This window comes from Ancylobacter sp. WKF20 (assembly GCF_029760895.1).
Taxonomy (GTDB): domain Bacteria; phylum Pseudomonadota; class Alphaproteobacteria; order Rhizobiales; family Xanthobacteraceae; genus Ancylobacter.
Map to the genome: position 1 here is coordinate 1,439,639 of NZ_CP121679.1, position 19,173 is coordinate 1,458,811.

Genomic DNA, 19,173 nt, shown 5'->3' on the forward strand with positions numbered 1-19,173 from the left:
CGCTGGCGTTAGGACACCGCGATCATAGCCGAAAATTGAACGCGCGCCTGCGTTTGTTCGATCGCCGTGGGGCGCGCGACCCGCGCCAACGCCGCTGCGCAACGCCGGGCGGCATCTCCGGCGACAACGGGCGTGTGCGCGGCGACCTCACGCATCTCGTCGATCTTGCCATTGCAGTGGAGCACGAGGTCGCAGCCAGCCGCAAAGGAGGCTGTCGTGCGGCTGGCAAGCGAGCCGGCAAGCGCGCCCATGGAGAGATCATCGCTCATCAGCGCACCATCGAAGCCGATGAAGCCGCGAATAACCTCGTCGATGACACGCTTAGAGGTGGTGGCCGGCGCGTCGGGGTCGATCGCCGCGTAGACCACATGCGCGGTCATGCCGAGCGGAAGATCGGCGAGCCGGCGGAACGCCTCGAAATCCGTCGCCTCCAACTCCGCGCGCGGCGTCTCGACCACGGGCAGGCTCTCATGGCTGTCGGCGCGCGCGCGGCCATGGCCGGGAATGTGCTTGAGCACGGGCAGCACGCCACCCTGCATCAGCCCCTCGGCGGCGGCGCGGGCGAGCACGGCGACGCGCTCGGGCGTCTCGCCATAGGCCCGGTCACCGATGATGCCGTGGCCTTCTGGCAGGCGCAGATCGGCACAGGGCACGCAGTCCACATTGATGCCGAGCGCGGCAAGGTCGTCCGCCATCAGGCGGGCGCCGAGACGCGCGGCCTCCGCCCCGCGGGCTTCGCTGGCGGTGTTGGCAAGCTGGGCAAAGACATCCGCCGGGGGGTAGACCGGCCAGTGCGGCGGGCCGAGACGCTGCACGCGCCCGCCTTCCTGATCGATCAGGATCGGCGCATCGGACCGGCCGACAAGCGCACGAAAAGCCGCCACGAGGTCAGCAACCTGCGCGGGCGTCTCGATGTTGCGGCGAAAGAGGATGAAGCCCCAGGGATTGGTCTCGCGGAGGAACGTCTCTTCCTCCGCCGTCAGATGCGTGCCGGCGCAGCCGGTGATGAAGGCGCGCGGCGCGGTCGTGGCGGTCATGGAACGGCTGCTTCGGTTCGGGGTCAGTTGCGCTGGACCATGCAGTCGCCGCCCTGCACACGCAGCGCCTGGCAGAGGGCATTGGCATCATCACGATTGGTGAAGGACCCGACCTGGGCGCGGTAGTAAATGCCGCGGTCGCCGAGGTCCGCCCGACGCACCGCCATGGACTGGCCGTTCAGCACGCCCGGAAACTTCGCCTGCATCGAGCGCCAGGTGGCCTGGGCTTCCGCCTCCGAGCGCACCGAGGCGATCTGCACCACATAGGCACCCGCCGGCGCCGGGGCGGCGGAGGTGGCCGCCGGAGCCGGCGTCGGCGCGGCGGCAACGCGGGCCGGCGGATTGGGCGCGTTCGGCACGATGGAGGGCGTCGCGGCGAGCGGCGTCGGGCTGGTCGAGACCGGCGCGCCAGAACCCGTGCTCAGCGGCGCCGGGGCGGTGGCTGTCGGCTGCGCGGAGGACTGGACGGAAGCCGTCGTGCCGGGAGGCACCGGGCTCGGCGTCGCGTCCTCGACGATCGTGCCGTCGGCCCGCACGGTGAGAGTGCGCACGCGCTTGGGTTCGGTCGTCTTCGCGCTCGGGCTGGTGGCCGGCTGGATGACACGCGGCTGGGGCTGCGCCGCCTGGCTGACATCGACCGGCTGCTCTTCGCTGGAGACGACGCGCTCATTGCCGGTCGGGGCGCTGCCGCCCACACGGTCATAGATCAGCTTCTGGCCGTCGGACGATGCCTCCGGCGCCGGCTGGGACGGCACGATCTTGTTCGGCCCCTGCTCGGCGTGGATCACCGGCGCTTCGCCCGAAGCGGAGACGCTGGCGCGCTTATTGGCGACGAGCACATAGCCGGTCACCGTGCCGACGGCGGCGAGAGCCACGACGGCGGCGACGAGCGCCAGCCGGCGGCGGCCAGAACGGGCCCGTTCCTCGCCTTCGAGCTGGTAATTCTGCTCGACGAGCTCTTCCTCGTCATAGCCCTCATCGGCGTCCGCCGACCGGCCGTAATCATAGGCATCGTCGCCGGGCGGCACGTCGCGCGCGGTTGTCGGCGCGGGAGCCGGGGCCGGAGCCGCCCCACGCGCCATCCAGGCCGGCGGAGCCGATTCGCCACGCGGGGTCGCCCGCGCCGTGGCGCGGGGATCCTCATAGGCCGGATCGTCGACCAGATTGAAAGGCTGCGACAGGGCACGCGAAATGGCATCGGCCGCGCTGTCACCAATCGCCGCCTCGTCACGCGGACGGGGCTGCGGGGCGCGGGGCGCGGAGGGGTAAGCCTCCGCACGCGGCTCGGGCGGGCGCGGCGCCGGCGGCACAACCCGCTCGGGACGGACCATGGAGCGGTTGAGATCGCGCGCCGTGTCCTCGAGCGAGGAACGCGGCGCGGGGGTCGCGGGCGGGGCGGAGCGGCGCGGCGTCTCGGCGAAGACATCCGCCGCCAGCGCCGAGAACGAAGTCGGCGCGGCGGGACGAGGCTGCGCAGGAGGGGCGCTCGGCGGGGCCGACGGACGGGTCGAGGCTGGACGCGGCGGCAGCGGCGGGCGCGCCGCCGCAGGGGGCGGACTAGCCGGCGCGGGCGCAGCCGGACGCGCCGCGGGCCGCGCGGACTGGGCCTGACGCAGCAGATCCGCGAATTCGTCTTCCTGACCCATCAGGCGAGCGAGTTCGGCAAGCGGGTCCTCAGCGGGACCGCCCTGCCGATTACGCGTCGTGTCGTTGGCCATGTTCACCGAACCTGTTCGCTGCGTCTCGCTACACACCCGCCGGGAGGCGGCACATCGGCGGCGGCAGGTCAGATGCGATCTGCGGGCACCTCAGGAGGAAGCACCCGTTTCGCGACTCGCTCACCGCATTTCTTCGGGAGCATCGACTCCAAGAATCGAAAGTCCTGAAGCGATGATCAGCGCGACCGCGTGCACAAGCGCCAGCCGCGCGTAGGTCAAGTTTCGATCATCTTCGATAATGAAGCGTAAATGTGGCATGTCTTTCCCGCGATTCCACTGTCCATGCAGGGCGCTGGCAAGATCGTAGAGATAAAACGCCACCCGGTGCGGCTCACGCGCGCTCGCCGCCTGCTCGATGAGCCGAGGATAGGCGGCGATGAGCTTGGCGAGCCCGATCTCCCCTTCGTCATCGAGACGGGAGAGCTCGGCCTCCGCGAAGGCCGCCAACTCGGTCGGCAGGTCCGGAAACGCCTCGCGCGCATTGCGCAGGATCGAGGATGCCCGCGCATGGGCATACTGGACATAGAACACCGGATTGTCGCGCGACTGCTCGATCACCTTGGCGAGATCGAAGTCGAGCACCGCGTCGTTCTTGCGATAGAGCATCATGAAGCGGACGGGATCGACACCGACCTCGTCCACGACGTCGCGCAGCGTGACAAACGTGCCCGCCCGCTTCGACATCTTCACCGGCTCGCCATTGCGCAGCAGGCGCACGAGCTGGCAGATCTCGACATCGAGCGCGCCCTGCCCGGCGGTCGCGGCGGTCACCGCCGCCTGCATCCGCTTGATGTAGCCGCCGTGATCGGCGCCCCAGACGTCGATCATCTGCTTGAAGCCGCGATCGAACTTGTTCTTGTGATAGGCGATGTCGGCGGCGAAGTAGGTGTAGGTGCCGTCCGACTTCACCAGCGGCCGGTCGATCTCGTCGCCGAAGCCGGTGGCGCGGAACAGGGTCTGCTCGCGGTCCTCCCAATCCTCCACCGGCGCGCCCTTGGGCGGGGGAAGGCTCCCCTGATAGACGAGGTCGCGGGCGCGCATCTCATCGAGCAGCCGGTCGATGATCGAGGCGTTGCCGCCCTCACGGGCATGCAGCGTGCGCTCGGAGAAGTAGACGTCGAAGCTGATGTTCAGCGCCTTCAGGTCGGTGCGGATCATCGCCATCATCATGTCGATGGCGACACCGCGCACCAGCGGCAGCCACTCGGCCTCGGGCTTGGCGAGCAGCGTGTTGGCGTATTTGGCGACCAGCGCATGGCCGACCGGGACCAGATAGTCACCGGGATAGAGGCCGTCGGGAATCGTGATCGCCTCGCCCAGCGCCTCGCGGTAGCGCAGGAAGGCGGAGCGGGCCAGCACGTCGACCTGCACGCCGGCGTCGTTGATGTAGTACTCGCGCGTCACCTCATGGCCGGCAAAGGCGAGGAGATTCGCCAGCGCATCGCCGAACACCGCGCCGCGGCAATGGCCGACATGCATCGGGCCGGTCGGGTTGGCCGAGACGTACTCGACATTGATTTTCTCGCCGGCACCCAGCTCGGAGCGGCCAAAGGCGCGGCCCGCTGTCAGCGCCGCCGACAGCACGCGCGGCCAGTAGGCCAGATCGAGCGCGATATTGATGAAGCCGGGACCGGCCACCTCGACGCGCGCCACACCGGCCACGGCGGCGAGCTTTGGCACCAGCGCCTCGGCGAGGTCGCGCGGCTTCATCTTCGCTTCCTTGGCCAGCACCATCGCGGCATTGGTGGCGAGATCGCCATGGCTGGCCTCGCGCGGCGGCTCGACCACGACGCGCGCCACATCGAGCCCGGCCGGCACGCGGCCTTCGGCGGCAAGCTGGCCCACGGCGTCACGCACATGGTCGGCGAAGATGGCGAACAGGTTCATCGGCAGCAGCTCTCGGCTCGGCGCGTCGGCCCGCAGGGCCGGAAAGGACGGCCGCTGCCGCTACCGCAGTTCAGGTACGCTGTCAAAGAGACGGGCATGCTCGGCCAGCGCATAGCGGTCGGTCTGGCCGGCGATGAAGTCGGCGATCCGCCGGGCGCGCGCCGCCTCGGTGCGGCCGGCGACACCGGCACGCCACTCCTCCGGCAGCGCCCGGTCGTCCTGCATGTAGCGGTTGAACAGCGCCCGCACGACCTCGCCCGCCGCATCCATCTCCGCCATCACGCGCGGATGGCGGTACATGCGGGGGAAGAGGAACGCCTTCACCGCCCGCTCGGCCTCTGCCACCGGGCCGGAGAAGCCAACCAGCGTTCGCCCGAGGCGCCGCACCGCATCCGCACTCTCCGGCTCGGCCTGGGCGGCACGGCGACGCGTTTCCCCCACCACATCCTCGATCAGCGCGGTAATCATCCGCCGGCCGATTTCATGGATGAAGCGGGCGCGGTCGAGCCCCGGAAAGCACTCCCGGATCTGAGCGATGATGTCGCCGACCAGCGGCAGGTCGGCGAATTCCTCAATGTCGAACAGGCCGGCCCGCAGGCCGTCGTCGAGATCGTGCACGTCATAGGCGATGTCGTCGGAGATGGCCGCAACCTGCGCCTCGGCCGAGGCCCAGCTCCACAGCCACAGATCCTGCTTCTCCGCGTGAACCTCGATGGCGTGCGGCAACGGTCCGGCCAAGGGGCCATTATGCTTCACGATGCCCTCAAGCGTCTCCCAGGTGAGGTTCAGCCCGTCAAAGGAGGGGTAGCGATTCTCCAGCCTCGTGACGACGCGCAGCGACTGGGCGTTGTGGTCGAAGCCGCCATAGCCGGCCATGCAAGCGTCGAGCACGCGCTCGCCGGCATGGGCGAAGGGCGGGTGGCCGAGGTCATGCGCCAGCGCCAGCGCCTCGGCGAGATCCTCGTCGAGACCGAGCGCGCGCGCCAGCGAACGCGCCACCTGCACCACTTCCAGCGTATGGGTCAGGCGCGTGCGGTAGTGGTCGCCCTCGTGATAGGAGAAGACCTGCGTCTTGTAAGCGAGGCGGCGAAAGGCCGAGGAATGGATGATGCGGTCTGCGTCGCGGCGGAAGCGGCTGCGCCCGTCGCCGTCCGGCTCGCCATGGAGACGGCCGCGACTTTCTTCCGCCCGCGAGGCCCATGCCACGCGCGGCTCTGCTCCGGCCACCGCCATGCGCGCATCTCCCCTGCGTCGATGCCCCTTTGACTCGGGGCCGGCAGCACTTAACTATCCAGCCAGATCATATTCAACCCGAAGGCCGCGAGATGAGCGCAAGCCCCGCCCTGCCGAATGCGTCCTCCAACGCCGGTTCGCCTCCCCCCGCCACGGGCGTCGGTGTCACCGCCAGCGCCATTCGCCGTATCAGCGAGATTCTCCAGGGCGAACCTGGCGATGCCATGCTGCGCGTCAGTGTGGAGGGCGGCGGGTGCTCCGGCTTCCAGTACAAGTTCGACATCACCCGCGAGCGTGACGCGGATGACATCGTGATCGCCGATGGCGCCGCCCGCGTGGTGATCGACCCGGTCTCGCTGGAGTACATGTCGGGCTCGCAGCTCGACTTCGTCGACGACCTGATCGGCGCCTCCTTCCGCATCAACAACCCGCACGCGACATCCTCGTGCGGCTGCGGCACCAGCTTCGCCCTGTGATGGGTCCGGTCGGCGTGCTCTGCGCCATTCCGCAGGAGCTCGCCTATCTCGCCGACAATCTGATTGCGGCCGAGATCATCGAGGCGGCCGGCATGCGCTTTCATGCCGGACGGCTGGATGGCGAGCCTGTGGTGCTGGCCCGCGCCGGCATGGGCAAGGTGAATGCCGCCATCGCCGCGACGCTGCTGATCGAGCGCTTCGGTTGCCGCGTCGTGGTGTTCTCCGGCATTGCCGGCGGGCTCGATCCCGTGCTGGCGATCGGCGACGTGGTGATCGCCGATCATGTGATCCAGCACGATGCCGGCTACACCTCGGAGACCGGCTTCACCGTCTATCAGGCGGGCTTTCTTCCCTTCTTCGCGCCGACGGATGAACTCGGTCACAGCGCCGAAGCCGCGCTGCTCGAGCGGGTGCGCGCGGCGCTTGCGGATATGGCTCTGTCGCCGCTCTCCGCCGCCCCCGATGAGCGCCCTCCCCGCCTGCATTTCGGCCGCGTGCTGACCGGCGATCAGTTCGTCAACAGCGAGAGCCTGCGCCGGCGGCTTCATGAGGAGCTGGGCGGCGTCGCCGTGGAGATGGAGGGCGCCGCCATGGCGCAGGCCTGTGCCGCCTTCGGCGTGCCCTGGCTGGTCATCCGTGCGCTTTCGGACCTCGCCGGCAACGAATCGCATTTCGATTTCCGGCAGTTCGTGGATGAGGTCGCGCTCTCGTCCGCGCTCATCCTGCGCCGTCTGCTGCCAGTGCTGTAAGCTCGCGCTCCGATTCACCACCCGGCAGGCCCCGATGATCATCGCCACCTGGAACGTCAACTCCGTCCGCCTGCGCATCGACAACACGATCGCCTGGCTGAAGGACCGCCAGCCGGATATCGTGTGCCTGCAGGAGATCAAGTGCCAGGACGACCAGTTCCCGCGCGAGGCGTTCGAGGCGCTCGGCTACAATGTCGCCGTCCACGGCCAGAAGGGCTTCAACGGCGTCGCGGTGCTCTCCCGCCTGCCCTTCGACGAGGTGTCGCCCGGCCTGCCCGGCGATGAAAGCGACGTGCAGTCCCGCTTCATCGAGGTGGTGGTGTCGACGCCGCAGGGCGCGGTGCGGGTGTGCGGGCTCTATCTGCCGAACGGCAATCCCGTCGGCACCGAGAAATACCCCTACAAGCTCGGCTGGATGGCGCGGCTGAAGGACCATGTCGCCGCCCGCCTCGCGCTGGAGGAGCCGCTCATCGTCTGTGGCGACTATAATGTGATCCCGGAAGCGGCCGATGCCGCCCATCCGCAGGCCTGGGTAAACGACGCGCTGTTCCTGCCGCAGACCCGCGCCTCGTTCCGCGAACTGCTCAATCTCGGCCTGACCGACGCGCTACGCGCCACCACGGACGAGCCCGGCCTCTACAGCTTCTGGGACTATCAGGCCGGTGCCTGGCCGCGGAACAACGGCATCCGCATCGACCATCTGCTGCTCTCGCCGCAGGCCGCCGACCGGCTCAAAAGCGCCGGCATCGACAAGCATGTGCGCGGCTGGGAGAAGCCGTCGGACCATGTGCCGGTCTGGGCGGAGTTCGATGTCGGCGGATGAGGAAGGCCGGCGCGCTCAGCGCACGTTCTTCATGTACTGCTCGAGATAGACCAGCGCCATGGCCCGCTCGTCCGAGCTGGCGCCGGCAAAGGCCTCCTCATAAAGGTCGACGACCCACTTGTCCTCGGGACCGGCGGCCGCGTCACGGGCCAGCGTCAGCCACATGAGCCCCCGCGCGCCCTGCCGCGGAATGCCATCGTCGCCCTTGAACAGCAGCCCACCGAGCGCGGCCTGCGCCTGATACTGCCCCTTATGGGCGGCAAGGCCGAGCCAGCGGGCAGCAAAGCGCGGATCGCGCGGCACGCCGTCGCCGTCAATATACAGGCGGGCGAGGTGATACTGCGCGTCGGGATCGCCGAAATAGGACGCGGCATAGGCGAACATGTCGCGGGCGCGGTTCGGATCGCGGCGCACCTTGTTGGGGATGCCGACGAGGTAATAGCCGCCGAGTGCCACGAAGGCGTCCGCCACGAAGCGCGCCTGCGGCGCTGACGGATTGTCGTCGGCATGCAGGTTGGCGATCTGGGTGAAATATTCGAACGCCTTGATATCGTTGCGCTCGACGCCCTCGCCCTCGGCATACATGCGCCCGAGCTTCCACTGCGCGCCGGCATGGCCTTGATCGGCGGCATAGCGCAGGGAATCGATGCCCTTCTCCATGTCGCCGGAACGCAGCGCCTGCGCGCCGAAGCGCACCACTTCCTCGAGCGGGCGGGTGCCGGAGGGCGGCACGACGCCCTTGGGCAGCGCCTGCGCCGCCGAGGCGGAATCGGTCGAGCCATCGAACGCCCGCGCGGGAGCCGGCGCGAGCGCCATCACGGCGCCGCCAAACGCGGCGCCGATGAGGGCGAGAAAGACGGGGCGCTCAAATATCCGCATAGCACGATGTCTCGGCCGCGCCGCCGGGATGGGTGACCGCGCCCTCACGGGCGGGCCCCACGGCCTGCGCGAACTTCCAGATGGCCCCCGAGCCGACGGGCGAAGGACGCGGCACCCATTCCGCCCGGCGGGCGGCGAGTTCCTCGTCCGAGAGCGCCACGTCCAGCGTGCCCTCGATTGCGTCGATGGTGATGATGTCGCCGTCGCGGATCAGCCCGATCGGGCCGCCGACCGCCGCCTCCGGCCCGACATGACCGATGCAGAAGCCACGCGTAGCGCCGGAGAAGCGTCCGTCGGTGATCAGCGCCACCTTGTCGCCCGCGCCCTGCCCATAGAGCGCGGCGGTAGTGGAAAGCATTTCGCGCATGCCGGGGCCGCCCTTGGGGCCCTCATAGCGGATGACCAGCACGTCGCCATCGGCATAGGCGCGGTGGGTCACCGCCTCGAAACAGGCTTCCTCGCCATCGAAGCAGCGGGCGGGGCCGGAGAACTTGAGGTTCTTCAGGCCCGCCACCTTCACGATGGCGCCATCCGGCGCGAGGTTGCCCTTGAGGCCGACCACGCCGCCAGTGACGGTGATCGGGTCATTGGCCGGGCGCACCACGTCCTGATCGGGGTTCCACTTCACCGAGGCGAGGTTCTCGGCGATGGTCCGCCCGGTCACGGTCAGGCAATCGCCGTGCAGATAGCCATGGTCAAGCAGCGTCTTCATCAGCAGCGGAATGCCGCCGACCTCGAACATGTCCTTGGCGACATAGCGCCCGCCGGGCTTGAGATCGGCGATATAGGGCGTGCGCTTGAAGATTTCGGCCACATCGAACAGATCGAACTTGATCCCGGCCTCATGCGCCATGGCGGGCAGGTGCAGCGCCGCATTGGTCGAGCCGCCCGAGGCGGCGACCACGGTCGCGGCATTTTCCAGTGCCTTCAGCGTAACGATGTCGCGCGGGCGGATATTGCGGGCGATGAGATCCATGATCTGCTCGCCGGCCGCCATGCAGAACCGGTCGCGGATCTCGTAGGGCGCCGGCGCGCCGGCCGAATAGGGCAGCGCAAGGCCAATGGCCTCTGACACGGTCGCCATGGTGTTGGCGGTGAACTGCGCGCCGCAGGCCCCGGCCGAGGGGCAGGCGACCTGCTCCAGCTCATCGAGATCATCGTCGGACATCAGCCCGACGGAGTGCTTGCCGACGGCCTCGAACATGTCCTGCACGGTGACCGGCTGGCCACGGAAGGAGCCGGGCAGAATCGAGCCGCCATAGATGAAGATCGACGGCACGTTGAGGCGCAGCATCGCCATCATCATGCCCGGCAGCGACTTGTCGCAGCCGGCGAGGCCGATCAGCGCGTCATAGGAATGGCCGCGAATGGTGAGCTCGACCGAGTCAGCGATGACTTCGCGCGAGGCCAGCGAGGACTTCATGCCCTCGTGGCCCATGGCAATGCCGTCGGTGACGGTGATGGTACAGAACTCGCGCGGCGTGCCATTGGCGCTCGCCACGCCCTTCTTGACCGCCTGCGCCTGGCGCATCAGCGATATGTTGCAAGGAGCCGCCTCGTTCCAGCAGGAGGCGACGCCGACGAGCGGCTGATGGATCTGCTCGCGGGTCAGACCCATCGCGTAGAGATAGGAGCGGTGCGGGGCGCGCGCCGGACCTTCGGTCACGTGCCGGCTCGGCAGCTTCCGCTTGTCGATAAGGGTCTTGGCGTCCATTTTCTTATGCGCATCCCGGTGGACGAAGGCGTAGCGGGCAACTGCACCCGGCCACTACTTTCCCTCGCCTACACGTCGGATTTCGTGCCGGTTTGTGGCGGCTTCACGGCATCGGCGCCTGCGGTTCCAGTTATGGTTGCGAATGCGTGACACTGTTGCGGAGACGCCACGATCTATGGCCCGCCTCGCCGGTCCGAAGGGCGGATTCAGAATGTCAGGATCGGCCGACAATACCTTGTAAACCATAAGGAAACGTCAGAATGCGCTGTTTGCTGACCGCCGCCACGCTGCTTGCCGTGGCGGGCCTGTGGGCGCCGCCCGCGCTCGCGGAAGATTGTACCGACGCCACCCAGATGGGCCTCGATGAATGCGCCGGCGCGGCTTACAAGAAAGCGGATGCCGAGCTGAACCAGATTTACGGCCGCATCGTTGCGCGCCTTGCCAAGGACGCCAGCACCAAGGCCAAGCTGGTGACGGCCCAGAAGGCCTGGATCACCTTCCGCGACACGGAGTGCGCCTTCAGGGCGTCAGCGGTCGAAGGCGGCAGCATGTACCCCATGGCGATGGCGCTCTGCCTTGCCGACGCCACCAAGCAGCGCGTCGCCGAACTTCGCCCGCTGCTGTCCTGCCAGGAAGGCGACACTACCTGCCCCGTGCCGTCTTCCCCGTGATAGGGGTCAGTCGGCGGCGCTCCGCGTCCAGGTGGCGGAAATGACATCCGGCAGGTGGCGGACCCGCGCCACCGTGGCATCGAGCTCGGCGACGCGGACGGAGGTGTTCACCAGCGTCACCCGCAATTCGACCTTGCCGTCCGGGCGATCCTCCTGCGTGACGACATCCGTCGGGAAGTGCGCGGCCTCGAGCAGCGCCGAGAGCCGGGAGACGAGATCATTGGCGACCGCCGCCCGGGTGACCACCGTGACGCCATAGGTCGCCTCGGTCGATTCCTCCGGGCGCGGCAGGCGCTCCAGCGCGGTAACCAGCGGCCGGAGCATGGTGTTGCCGGCGAGGACGAACAGGGTGAGCAGGATCGCCTGCGCCACCAAATCGGCGCCCGCACAGGCCCCGACCGCCGCCGAGCACCACAGCGTCGCCGCCGTGTTGAGGCCGCGAATATTCGCGCCCTCCTTCATGATCACGCCGGCGCCGAGAAAGCCGATGCCCGACACCACATAGGCGACGACGCGGATCGCCCCTTCGGGGCCGCTCAGATGCATCGCCATATCGACGAACTGGCAGGCGCCGATGGCGACCAGCACATTGGTGCGCAGCCCCGCCGTACGCTGGCGGTACTGCCGCTCCGCCCCGATCAGTGTGCCGAGCGCGAAGGCCACGGCGAGGCTGATGAAGGTAGAGACGAAGTCGCTCGTCTCAAAACTGGCAATGAACGGCATCGGCCCGCGCTCCCGCAATGATGCGAGAGCCGGGCGCGGCGCCCGGCTCCATCAACCGTATCAGGCCGCCCGACCGAGACGGGCCAGCGCTTCGCGAATCTTCGCGGCGCGGGCTTCGGCCGCCTCGCGACGCTCGCGCTGCTCCTCGATCACCTCTTCCTTGGCGCGGGCGAGGAAATCGCGGTTGTTCAGCTTGGCATCGACCTTGGCGATGTCATCGCTCGCCTTGGCGAGTTCCTTGGTGAGGCGCGCCGCCTCGGCGTCCATGTCGATGACACCGGCCAGCGGCAGGGCCGCGGTTTCGCCGCGCACCACGAGCTGGACCGCGCCCACCGGCGCCTCCGCCTCGAAGCTGATGGCGGAGACGCGGGCGAGCCGCATCAGCACATCGCTCCAGGTCGCCACGCGCGTGCGCACCTGCTCGCTCGCCCCGACCAGCACCAGCGGCAGCTGCGCTCCTGCGGGAACGTTCATCTCGGCGCGCACCGAACGGATCTCGGTGACCAGATCGATCAGCCAGCCAATCTCGGCCTCCGCCTCCGGCGCCTCGAGCCCCTGCAGTTCCGACCACGGCGTGAGGGCCAGAAGCCCGTCCCGCGCGGCGCCGCCTTCCGCCGTGCGGGTCCACAGCTCTTCGGTAAGGAAGGGCATAAAGGGGTGCAGCAGCTTGAGAATTTCGTCCAGCACGAAGGCGGTCGTGGCGCGGGTCTCGGCCTTCCAGACCTCGTCCGTGCCCATGAAGACGGGCTTGGCGAGTTCCAGATACCAGTCGCAGAAGATGTTCCAGACGAAGCGGTAGGCCGCGCCCGCCGCCTCATTGAAGCGATAGGCCTCGATGGCGGTGGTGATTTCCTCGCCGGCCTTCTGCGTCTCGCCGACGATCCAGCGGTTGAGCGTGGTCGAGACCTTGGCCGGATCGAAGGACGGATCGCGGCCACAGCCATTCATCTCGGCGAAGCGCGCCGCGTTCCAGAGCTTGGTCGCGAAATTGCGATAGCCCTCGACGCGCGAGGTGGCGAGCTTGATGTCGCGCCCCTGCGCCGCCATCGCCGCCAGCGTGAAGCGCAGGGCGTCGGCGCCGTACTGGTTGATGAGGTCGAGCGGGTCGATGACGTTGCCCTTGGACTTCGACATCTTGGCGCCCTTCTCGTCACGGACGAGGGCGTGGATGTAGACGTCCTTGAACGGGATCTCGCCGTCCATGAAGTGCAGGCCCATCATCATCATCCGGGCGACCCAGAAGAAGATGATGTCGAAGCCGGTGATGAGCACCGAGGTCGGGTAGAAGCGCGTGAGCTCCGCCGTTTCGTCCGGCCAGCCGAGCGTCGAGAACGGCCAGAGCGCCGAGGAGAACCACGTGTCGAGCACGTCCTCGTCGCGGGTGATGAGGGCGGCGCGCTTCTCCGGGTCGTCCGCCAGCTCGCGGGCCTCGGCATCGGTGATGATGCCCGCCTGCACGCAATGGGCGAGCGCGGCGGCGACCGCCTCTTCCTCGGTCTCCTCGACGAAAACCGTGCCATCCGGGCCGTACCAGGCCGGGATCTGGTGGCCCCACCAGAGCTGACGCGAGACGCACCAGGGCTGAATGTTCTCCAGCCACTCGAAATAGGTCTTCTCCCAGTTCTTCGGGATGAAGCTCGTGCGCCCTTCGCGCACCGCCGCCAGCGCCGGCTGGGCCAGCGTGTGGGCGTCGACATACCACTGGTCGGTCAGCCAGGGCTCGATGACGACATTGGAGCGGTCGCCATGCGGGACCATGTGGGTGTGCGGCTCAATCTTGTCGACGAGGCCGCGCTCTGCCATGAGCGCGACCACGGCCTTGCGCGCCGCCTCACGGCTCTGGCCGTTGAGGGCAAGCACGACATCGAGATCCGCCCCCGCCGTCCCGGCGAGGAAATCCTCATTGCCGGCCAGCGTCAGCCGCGCCTCGGCATCGAGAATGTTGATCATCGGCAGATTGTGCCGGCGCCCGACCTCGAAATCGTTGAAGTCATGCGCGGGGGTGATCTTGACCGCGCCCGTGCCCTTGGTCGGGTCGGAATACTCGTCCGGCACGATGGGGATCAGCCGGCCGACCAGCGGCAGGCGCACCTTGGCGCCAGCGGCCACGAGGCCGATATAGCGCGGGTCTTCGGGATGCACGGCGACCGCCGTGTCACCCAGCATGGTCTCGGGGCGCGTGGTGGCGACGACAATGTAATCGCGCGTCTCGTACTCGGTCGGCAGGCCATCCGCGTCGAAGGCGACGGGGTGGTCATAGGTCACGCCATCGGCGAGCGGGTAGCGGAAGTGCCAGAGATGGCCCTTTACCTCGACCTGCAGCACCTCGAGGTCGGAAATGGCCGACTGGAACTTGGGGTCCCAGTTCACCAGCCGCTTGTCCTTGTAGATCAGCCCCTGCTTGTAGAGGCGGACGAACACCTTGAGGACGGCGCGCGACAGCCCCTCATCCATGGTGAAGCGCTCGCGCGACCAGTCACAGGAGGCGCCGAGCTTCTTGAGCTGGTTGATGATGGTGCCGCCGGACTCGTCCTTCCACGCCCAGACGCGCTCGACAAAGGCCTCACGGCCCATGTCGCGGCGGCCGGGAAGCTGCCGCTCGGCGAGCTGGCGCTCGACCACCATCTGCGTGGCGATGCCGGCATGGTCGGTGCCTACCTGCCAGAGCACGTCCTTGCCGCGCATGCGCTCGAACCGGCAGAGGATGTCCTGCAGCGTGTTGTTGAGCGCGTGCCCCATATGGAGCGAGCCGGTAACGTTCGGCGGGGGGATGACGATGCAATAGGGCTCGGCGCCGACCCGATCCGCCCGGCCAGCCTTGAACGCTTCCGCATCCAGCCAGCTCTGGTAGATGCGGCCCTCGACGGCGGCGGGATCGAACCTGTTCTCGAGCATTTTGGCTCCGGCACCTCGTGTTGAATGGGTGCGACAGAAAGCGGAGCCGGGGCGTCAAGTCAACGGGTCGACCGCAACTCAGCCCTGCGCGGAGCCGACGGCGCAAAAGGAAAGGCCGCGCGGCAGTCAGCCCACGCGGCCTTTATGAAACCAACGACGAGGGCGCGTCCGGCGTCCCCCGACCGGATTGCGGCGTCAGAGCCCCTGGCGGGAGACGCGCTCGATCTCGGCGCGGACCAGACGCTCGACCAGCGCCGGCAGGTTCTCGTCCAGCCATTCCTTCAGCATCGGACGGAGCGCCTCGGTCACGAGATCGTCCACCGTGCGGGAGTTGGAGGCGACAGTGCGCGCCAGCGTGCCGAAGGCCGCGGAGACGGCGGTCGTCGTCGTGCCGGAAACCAGACGGTTCGGCGCCTCGGCCGCCGGCACCTCGGCCGGGCGCGGCGCCGGGAAGAAGCGCGGCTCGCCACGGCTCTCCGGGCGACGCTCCTCGGTCCCCTCAAGCGAGGACGCGCGAGAGACGGGGGCCGTCTTGGCTTGAACCTGCATGTCAGCGATCTCCGGGACGGACGAGGGTTCAAAGGAGTGAGCGGCGGCGACGGGCGCGGCCTCAGGAGCGGACGACTCGGCCATATCGGCCGTCTCTGCCGCCAGTATCGGCTGAGTCGGCTCGGAAGCCACGGTAGCCGCCTCCGCCGTATCGCCCGACATGATGGCGAGTTCGGCCTGCACCGCCTGCTCGACGAGATCGAGATCAAGAAGGGCCGCGGCGAAACGCTCGTCCTGGTCCTGCACCTCGGCAGGCTCGGGGGTCTCCACCGGCGCGAAGACCGGCAGCGCCTGCGCCACGGCGGCACGGGCGGCCTGGCGGGTCAGCGAGGGGCGCGGCGCCGGGGTGAAGGTGGGCTCGGCTACGCGGCCCGCCGGCTCGCCGGCAAGCGTCGCAACGGCGCGACGGCCGCTGACGAAGGGATCGGAGGCCATCGGGCGTCCCACCGGCGTATAGCCGAGGGAGCCACCGTTGCGCGCGGCGTTCATCGCGCTGCGCGAGACGAAAGCCGGCAGATCAGCCAAGGGCCGCGCGGTCTCGACGGACGGGGCGTCGGCGGCCTGCGCGACAACCTCGGCAGCGGGCGCGGTGTCGTCCTCAGCAAGAGCCTGAGACACCCTGGGATGCCCTTTCTCATCCGCGCCGTTAAAATGATCCCCGGCGGCGAAATGCTCGGCAGCGCTCTCCTGGTCCGCCTCGGCGCCGACGGCCTCCTCGGCAAGACGGCGGCTGGTCGGCAGATCGCGGCGGCCGGTCTCCCCGGTCGTGTCGGCGGCGCTGCGCTCGACTGCCACCGGACGAGACGCGGCGGGTGCCTCACGCGAACCGCTGGCAACTTCGTCGGAAATGATGCGCCGGATGGAGGCGAGAATCTCTTCCATGGATGGCTCGTTTGCCCTCGCGCTCGCCGACATGCGCTGATCCCGGTTCTGACTCAACTCTGCGGTGCCGGGCCCGCGACTCGCACGAATCACCCGTTAACGCTTCATGAATATGACACCGCGTCACGCAGGGCGCCACGGACGGCCCTATCGCTGTTGTGGATGGCAAAACGGGCCGGCAAGCCGACCCGTCTTGATCCTGCGGCGAAAGCCTTGCCTCAGGCTGTCACTGACCACCCGGCGTGCGCACGCCGATCCAGGCATCGCGCACCTGATTGTAGTGAACCTGCGGATTATAGGTGGCCACCTTGAGGCCGAGCCGGCCGGCATTGAGCTGGCCGGTGGCCGAGAGCACCGCATAGGACGCGACGACGCGGTCGCGCTGGGCGATGACGAGGTTGGCGCGGGCATCGAAAAGCGCGGTCTGCGCGTTCAGGACGTCCAGCGTTGTGCGCTGGCCGACGCGCCACTCTTCACGCACGCCGCGCAGCGCGATCTCGTTGGCGGCAACGGAAGCCTGCGCCGACTCGATCGCCGCCTTGGCGGCTTCGAGGTTGCCCCAGTACTGCACGACATTGGCGCGAACCTGCTCGCGGTTCACGTCGACCTCGATGCGCATCTGGCCGAGCGTTTCCTTGCTCTGGCGGATCGTCGCGAACTCGCTGCCGCCCTGATAGATCGGCACGGACAGGTTCAGCGTCGCCGAAGCCGCCGTCTGGCGCTCGGTGTACTGGGCGCTGTTGTAGTCGGAGGAGGCAGAGCCGTTCAGCGTCAGCGTCGGCGACAGGGCAGCTTCCGCCACCTTGACGTTCGCCACGGCCGCATCGACGGCGAACTCCGCCGACTTCACCGCGGGATGGCTGCCGATACCGGTGCTCACGGCGGCCGGCAGCGTCTTGGGCAGCAGACCGTCGATCGGCCGACCGGGGGACAGCTTGGTCGGCTTCAGGCCGATGACCTGGAAGAAGACCGCATTGGCGCTGTTCAGGTTGGCGTCGGCGAGAGCGAGCTGGCTCTGCGCATCGGCGACGCTGGCCTCGGCCTGCGCGACGTCGGTACGAGTGATCTCACCCACCGCGAAGCGATCACGAGCGGCGCGCAATTCCTCGCGCAGCGCTTCCAGGTTCTGCTTCTGCAGTTCCACCAGCGCGGCGTTCTGCAACACGTTCATATAGGCGGTGGCGGCATCGAGCAGGACGAGCTGCTCGGTGTTGCGCAGCAATTCGCGCTGGCCCTTGACCTGTGACTCGGCGCTGCGCACCGAATTGGCCGTGCGCAGACCGTTATAAATGGTCTGGCTGATCGTTACGCCGACACCGCTGGGGTCGGTGCGGTTGTTGCTGATCGACTGATTGCCCTGAAGCGCGGCATAGCCCGAATCGACACGGGTCTCGGCCCACTGGGTGCCGACATAGGCGCTGCCGAACACCTGCGGCCGGTAGCCGGCCAGCGCGATCGGTACATACTCGTCAGTCGCCCGCGTGGCAGCACGCTGCGAGTTCAGTGTCGGATTGTTACTATAGGCGGCGGCGAGAGCCTGCTCGAGGGTCTGCGCGTGCGCCGGAAGCGAGAGGGCACCGAAAAATGAGACCGCCGTAAAAACGACGATCCTGCTCCCGGTAGCTGACAGCCACATGGTCCAAACCCCTGCGAACGCATTACTTGTCCGGAGTCGCCTGCCCCCAGGGAGACTCTTCTGATTCACGTTTGACGCAGCATCAGAATAGGGGTTCGGGTAAGGGCTGTGAACCGCCCTTACCGCCCATCCCGACGTTTTAGTCGCACGCGCGGCAGTTCAGCCACAGCAGGTTCGGAAACGCTCAGAAAACAAAGCCCGGACGCGCCTCGAAACCGGGGAGCGTCGGCACGCCGGCGTCGAACACGATGCGCGAGCCGACACCGCCCGGCGTGTTGGTGAACACGGTGGCGCGCCCGGCGCGGCCACGACCGACCACGGCGACGAGCCGCCCGCCGGGCTTGAGCTGCGCGAACAGCGCGGCCGGCACTTCGTCCACCGAGCCATTGATGAAGATGACGTCATAGGGCGCCTCGCCCGCCCAGCCGGCGGTCATCGGGCCCTGGACATAGGCGGCGTTCAGAAGGCCCAGATCGACCAGCACCGCCGAGCCCAGCGCCGCGAGCTCCGCGTCTTCCTCGAGCGACACCACCTGCCCGGAAAGCTTGGCCAGAACGGCGGTCGAATAGCCGGTGGCGGCGCCGACATCGAGCACCAGCGCATCGGGCCCGATCTCGGCCGCCTGCAGCAGCTTGGCGAGAACCATCGGCTCGACCAGATAGCGCGCGGGCTGGCCGTCCTTCACCATCAGGTCATCGTCAATATAGGCGAAGTTCGTGAGAGACGCCGGAACGAAGCGCTCGCGCGGGGTCTCCATCATGGCGGCGACGATGCGCAGGTCGGTCACGTCGTTGGCGCGCACCTGCGCGTCCACCATGGCACGACGCATCTCAGCGAAATCGATCATTCGGGGAACCTCGGCAAGTCCAGGCGCCACGGGCGCGCGGGCGGTAACGTCGCAGGAGAATTGCGACACGCGCGGGCGCAATGCAAGCCTTGTCGAAGGATTCCAATGTCGCGGACCACCGCAGCGCACAGCCGGCAGGCCCCCTGCCCGCTCCCGGCGCGCTCACGCGATGGGGATGGCGAGCCCAAGGTGCGTTGCCGATCCCGAAAGGCTCTGTTATGAGGCGCCCGGTCCATCGGTCGGGAGACATCCCGCGCACCGATCGGCCACGTGGCGGAGTGGTTACGCAGCGGACTGCAAATCCGCGTACGGGGGTTCGATTCCCTCCGTGGCCTCCAGTTCACGCACGCGCCGCCGGGCCGTCTCACGGTAACCGGCGGCGCGTGTCGTCCACGCTACACCTTGCCAAAGCTCGCCCCATGCACGGGCTGGTTGGTTTGACAACGCCCGCCGA

Annotated in this window: 14 protein-coding genes, 1 tRNA gene and 1 pseudogene; 5 read left to right on the top strand and 11 right to left on the bottom strand. The window is 68.3% G+C overall.

What is annotated here, in order from left to right; translation table 11 throughout:
* Positions 1–8: 8 nt before the first annotated feature.
* The 4 genes from nagZ to AncyloWKF20_RS06620 all read right to left on the bottom strand — a co-directional run bounded on the left by nagZ (position 9) and on the right by AncyloWKF20_RS06620 (position 5,875).
* On the bottom strand, positions 9–1,037 hold the full coding sequence (gene nagZ, locus AncyloWKF20_RS06605; protein ID WP_279317087.1) for a beta-N-acetylhexosaminidase: 1,029 nt from the start codon (positions 1,035–1,037) through the stop codon (positions 9–11).
* A gap of 23 nt (positions 1,038–1,060) precedes the next feature.
* On the bottom strand, positions 1,061–2,755 hold the full coding sequence (locus AncyloWKF20_RS06610; RefSeq protein WP_279317088.1) for an SPOR domain-containing protein: 1,695 nt from the start codon (positions 2,753–2,755) through the stop codon (positions 1,061–1,063).
* 120 nt (positions 2,756–2,875) lie between these two features.
* Positions 2,876–4,642 (bottom strand): arginine--tRNA ligase, encoded by a 1,767-nt coding sequence (gene argS / locus AncyloWKF20_RS06615; RefSeq protein ID WP_279317089.1) that lies wholly within the window; start codon positions 4,640–4,642, stop codon positions 2,876–2,878.
* 60 nt (positions 4,643–4,702) lie between these two features.
* Positions 4,703–5,875 (bottom strand): deoxyguanosinetriphosphate triphosphohydrolase, encoded by a 1,173-nt coding sequence (locus AncyloWKF20_RS06620; protein ID WP_279317090.1) that lies wholly within the window; start codon positions 5,873–5,875, stop codon positions 4,703–4,705.
* 92 nt (positions 5,876–5,967) lie between these two features.
* On the opposite strand from AncyloWKF20_RS06620, the gene AncyloWKF20_RS06625 reads away from it, so the two are divergent.
* Genes AncyloWKF20_RS06625 through xth form a run of 3 tightly spaced genes read left to right on the top strand, consistent with a single transcriptional unit; the run spans position 5,968 to position 7,923 of the window.
* The gene (locus tag AncyloWKF20_RS06625) at positions 5,968–6,351 is read left to right on the top strand and encodes an iron-sulfur cluster assembly accessory protein (RefSeq protein ID WP_279317092.1); all 384 of its coding nucleotides are present in this window, start codon (positions 5,968–5,970) and stop codon (positions 6,349–6,351) included.
* On the top strand, positions 6,351–7,100 hold the full coding sequence (locus tag AncyloWKF20_RS06630; protein WP_279317898.1) for a 5'-methylthioadenosine/adenosylhomocysteine nucleosidase: 750 nt from the start codon (positions 6,351–6,353) through the stop codon (positions 7,098–7,100). Before AncyloWKF20_RS06625 ends, AncyloWKF20_RS06630 begins: the two co-directional genes overlap by 1 nt.
* Positions 7,101–7,134: 34 nt before the next feature.
* Positions 7,135–7,923, top strand: coding sequence for an exodeoxyribonuclease III (gene xth / locus AncyloWKF20_RS06635; protein ID WP_279317093.1), 789 nt, complete (start codon positions 7,135–7,137; stop codon positions 7,921–7,923).
* Positions 7,924–7,938: 15 nt separating this feature from the next.
* Here xth and AncyloWKF20_RS06640 read toward each other — a convergent pair whose 3' ends face one another.
* Positions 7,939–8,802 carry a tetratricopeptide repeat protein gene (locus tag AncyloWKF20_RS06640; RefSeq protein ID WP_279317094.1) on the bottom strand — a complete coding sequence of 288 codons (864 nt, stop codon included), beginning with the start codon at positions 8,800–8,802 and terminating at the stop codon, positions 7,939–7,941.
* A complete protein-coding gene (ilvD, locus tag AncyloWKF20_RS06645; protein ID WP_279317096.1) occupies positions 8,789–10,516 on the bottom strand; it encodes a dihydroxy-acid dehydratase in 1,728 nt (575 codons plus the stop codon). The genes AncyloWKF20_RS06640 and ilvD overlap by 14 nt, the downstream gene beginning before the upstream one ends.
* Positions 10,517–10,776: 260 nt before the next feature.
* On the opposite strand from ilvD, the gene AncyloWKF20_RS06650 reads away from it, so the two are divergent.
* Positions 10,777–11,187: a lysozyme inhibitor LprI family protein gene (locus AncyloWKF20_RS06650; RefSeq protein ID WP_279317097.1), complete on the top strand. Its 411-nt coding sequence runs from the start codon at positions 10,777–10,779 to the stop codon at positions 11,185–11,187.
* 6 nt (positions 11,188–11,193) lie between these two features.
* On the opposite strand, the gene AncyloWKF20_RS06655 is transcribed toward AncyloWKF20_RS06650, so the two are convergent.
* The 5 genes and pseudogenes from AncyloWKF20_RS06655 to AncyloWKF20_RS06675 form a co-directional block, all read right to left on the bottom strand.
* Positions 11,194–11,910, bottom strand: a complete 717-nt coding sequence (locus tag AncyloWKF20_RS06655) for an MgtC/SapB family protein (protein WP_279317098.1) — start codon at positions 11,908–11,910, stop codon at positions 11,194–11,196.
* A 60-nt stretch (positions 11,911–11,970) separates the two neighbouring features.
* A complete protein-coding gene (locus AncyloWKF20_RS06660) occupies positions 11,971–14,805 on the bottom strand; it encodes a valine--tRNA ligase (RefSeq protein WP_279317099.1) in 2,835 nt (944 codons plus the stop codon).
* A 195-nt stretch (positions 14,806–15,000) separates the two neighbouring features.
* Positions 15,001–15,207, bottom strand: a pseudogene (locus tag AncyloWKF20_RS21355) (DUF2497 domain-containing protein); the annotation flags it as partial.
* Between the two features lie 1,255 nt (positions 15,208–16,462).
* Positions 16,463–17,872 carry a TolC family outer membrane protein gene (locus tag AncyloWKF20_RS06670; RefSeq protein WP_279317101.1) on the bottom strand — a complete coding sequence of 470 codons (1,410 nt, stop codon included), beginning with the start codon at positions 17,870–17,872 and terminating at the stop codon, positions 16,463–16,465.
* Positions 17,873–18,056: 184 nt separating this feature from the next.
* The gene (locus AncyloWKF20_RS06675) at positions 18,057–18,719 is read right to left on the bottom strand and encodes a protein-L-isoaspartate O-methyltransferase (RefSeq protein ID WP_267582198.1); all 663 of its coding nucleotides are present in this window, start codon (positions 18,717–18,719) and stop codon (positions 18,057–18,059) included.
* A gap of 264 nt (positions 18,720–18,983) precedes the next feature.
* Here AncyloWKF20_RS06675 and AncyloWKF20_RS06680 point away from each other — a divergent pair.
* A tRNA-Cys gene (locus AncyloWKF20_RS06680) sits at positions 18,984–19,057 on the top strand.
* Positions 19,058–19,173: the final 116 nt, after the last annotated feature.

What these genes read in the sequence shown, in the direction of transcription:
- nagZ (WP_279317087.1), bottom strand. Translation starts at nt 1,037, where the DNA reads ATGACCGCCACGACCGCGCCGCGCGCCTTCATCACCGGCTGCGCCGGC.
- AncyloWKF20_RS06610 (WP_279317088.1), bottom strand. Translation starts at nt 2,755, where the DNA reads ATGGCCAACGACACGACGCGTAATCGGCAGGGCGGTCCCGCTGAGGAC.
- argS (WP_279317089.1), bottom strand. Translation starts at nt 4,642, where the DNA reads ATGAACCTGTTCGCCATCTTCGCCGACCATGTGCGTGACGCCGTGGGC.
- AncyloWKF20_RS06620 (WP_279317090.1), bottom strand. Translation starts at nt 5,875, where the DNA reads ATGGCGGTGGCCGGAGCAGAGCCGCGCGTGGCATGGGCCTCGCGGGCG.
- AncyloWKF20_RS06625 (WP_279317092.1), top strand. Translation starts at nt 5,968, where the DNA reads ATGAGCGCAAGCCCCGCCCTGCCGAATGCGTCCTCCAACGCCGGTTCG.
- AncyloWKF20_RS06630 (WP_279317898.1), top strand. Translation starts at nt 6,351, where the DNA reads ATGGGTCCGGTCGGCGTGCTCTGCGCCATTCCGCAGGAGCTCGCCTAT.
- xth (WP_279317093.1), top strand. Translation starts at nt 7,135, where the DNA reads ATGATCATCGCCACCTGGAACGTCAACTCCGTCCGCCTGCGCATCGAC.
- AncyloWKF20_RS06640 (WP_279317094.1), bottom strand. Translation starts at nt 8,802, where the DNA reads ATGCGGATATTTGAGCGCCCCGTCTTTCTCGCCCTCATCGGCGCCGCG.
- ilvD (WP_279317096.1), bottom strand. Translation starts at nt 10,516, where the DNA reads ATGGACGCCAAGACCCTTATCGACAAGCGGAAGCTGCCGAGCCGGCAC.
- AncyloWKF20_RS06650 (WP_279317097.1), top strand. Translation starts at nt 10,777, where the DNA reads ATGCGCTGTTTGCTGACCGCCGCCACGCTGCTTGCCGTGGCGGGCCTG.
- AncyloWKF20_RS06655 (WP_279317098.1), bottom strand. Translation starts at nt 11,910, where the DNA reads ATGCCGTTCATTGCCAGTTTTGAGACGAGCGACTTCGTCTCTACCTTC.
- AncyloWKF20_RS06660 (WP_279317099.1), bottom strand. Translation starts at nt 14,805, where the DNA reads ATGCTCGAGAACAGGTTCGATCCCGCCGCCGTCGAGGGCCGCATCTAC.
- AncyloWKF20_RS06670 (WP_279317101.1), bottom strand. Translation starts at nt 17,872, where the DNA reads ATGTGGCTGTCAGCTACCGGGAGCAGGATCGTCGTTTTTACGGCGGTC.
- AncyloWKF20_RS06675 (WP_267582198.1), bottom strand. Translation starts at nt 18,719, where the DNA reads ATGATCGATTTCGCTGAGATGCGTCGTGCCATGGTGGACGCGCAGGTG.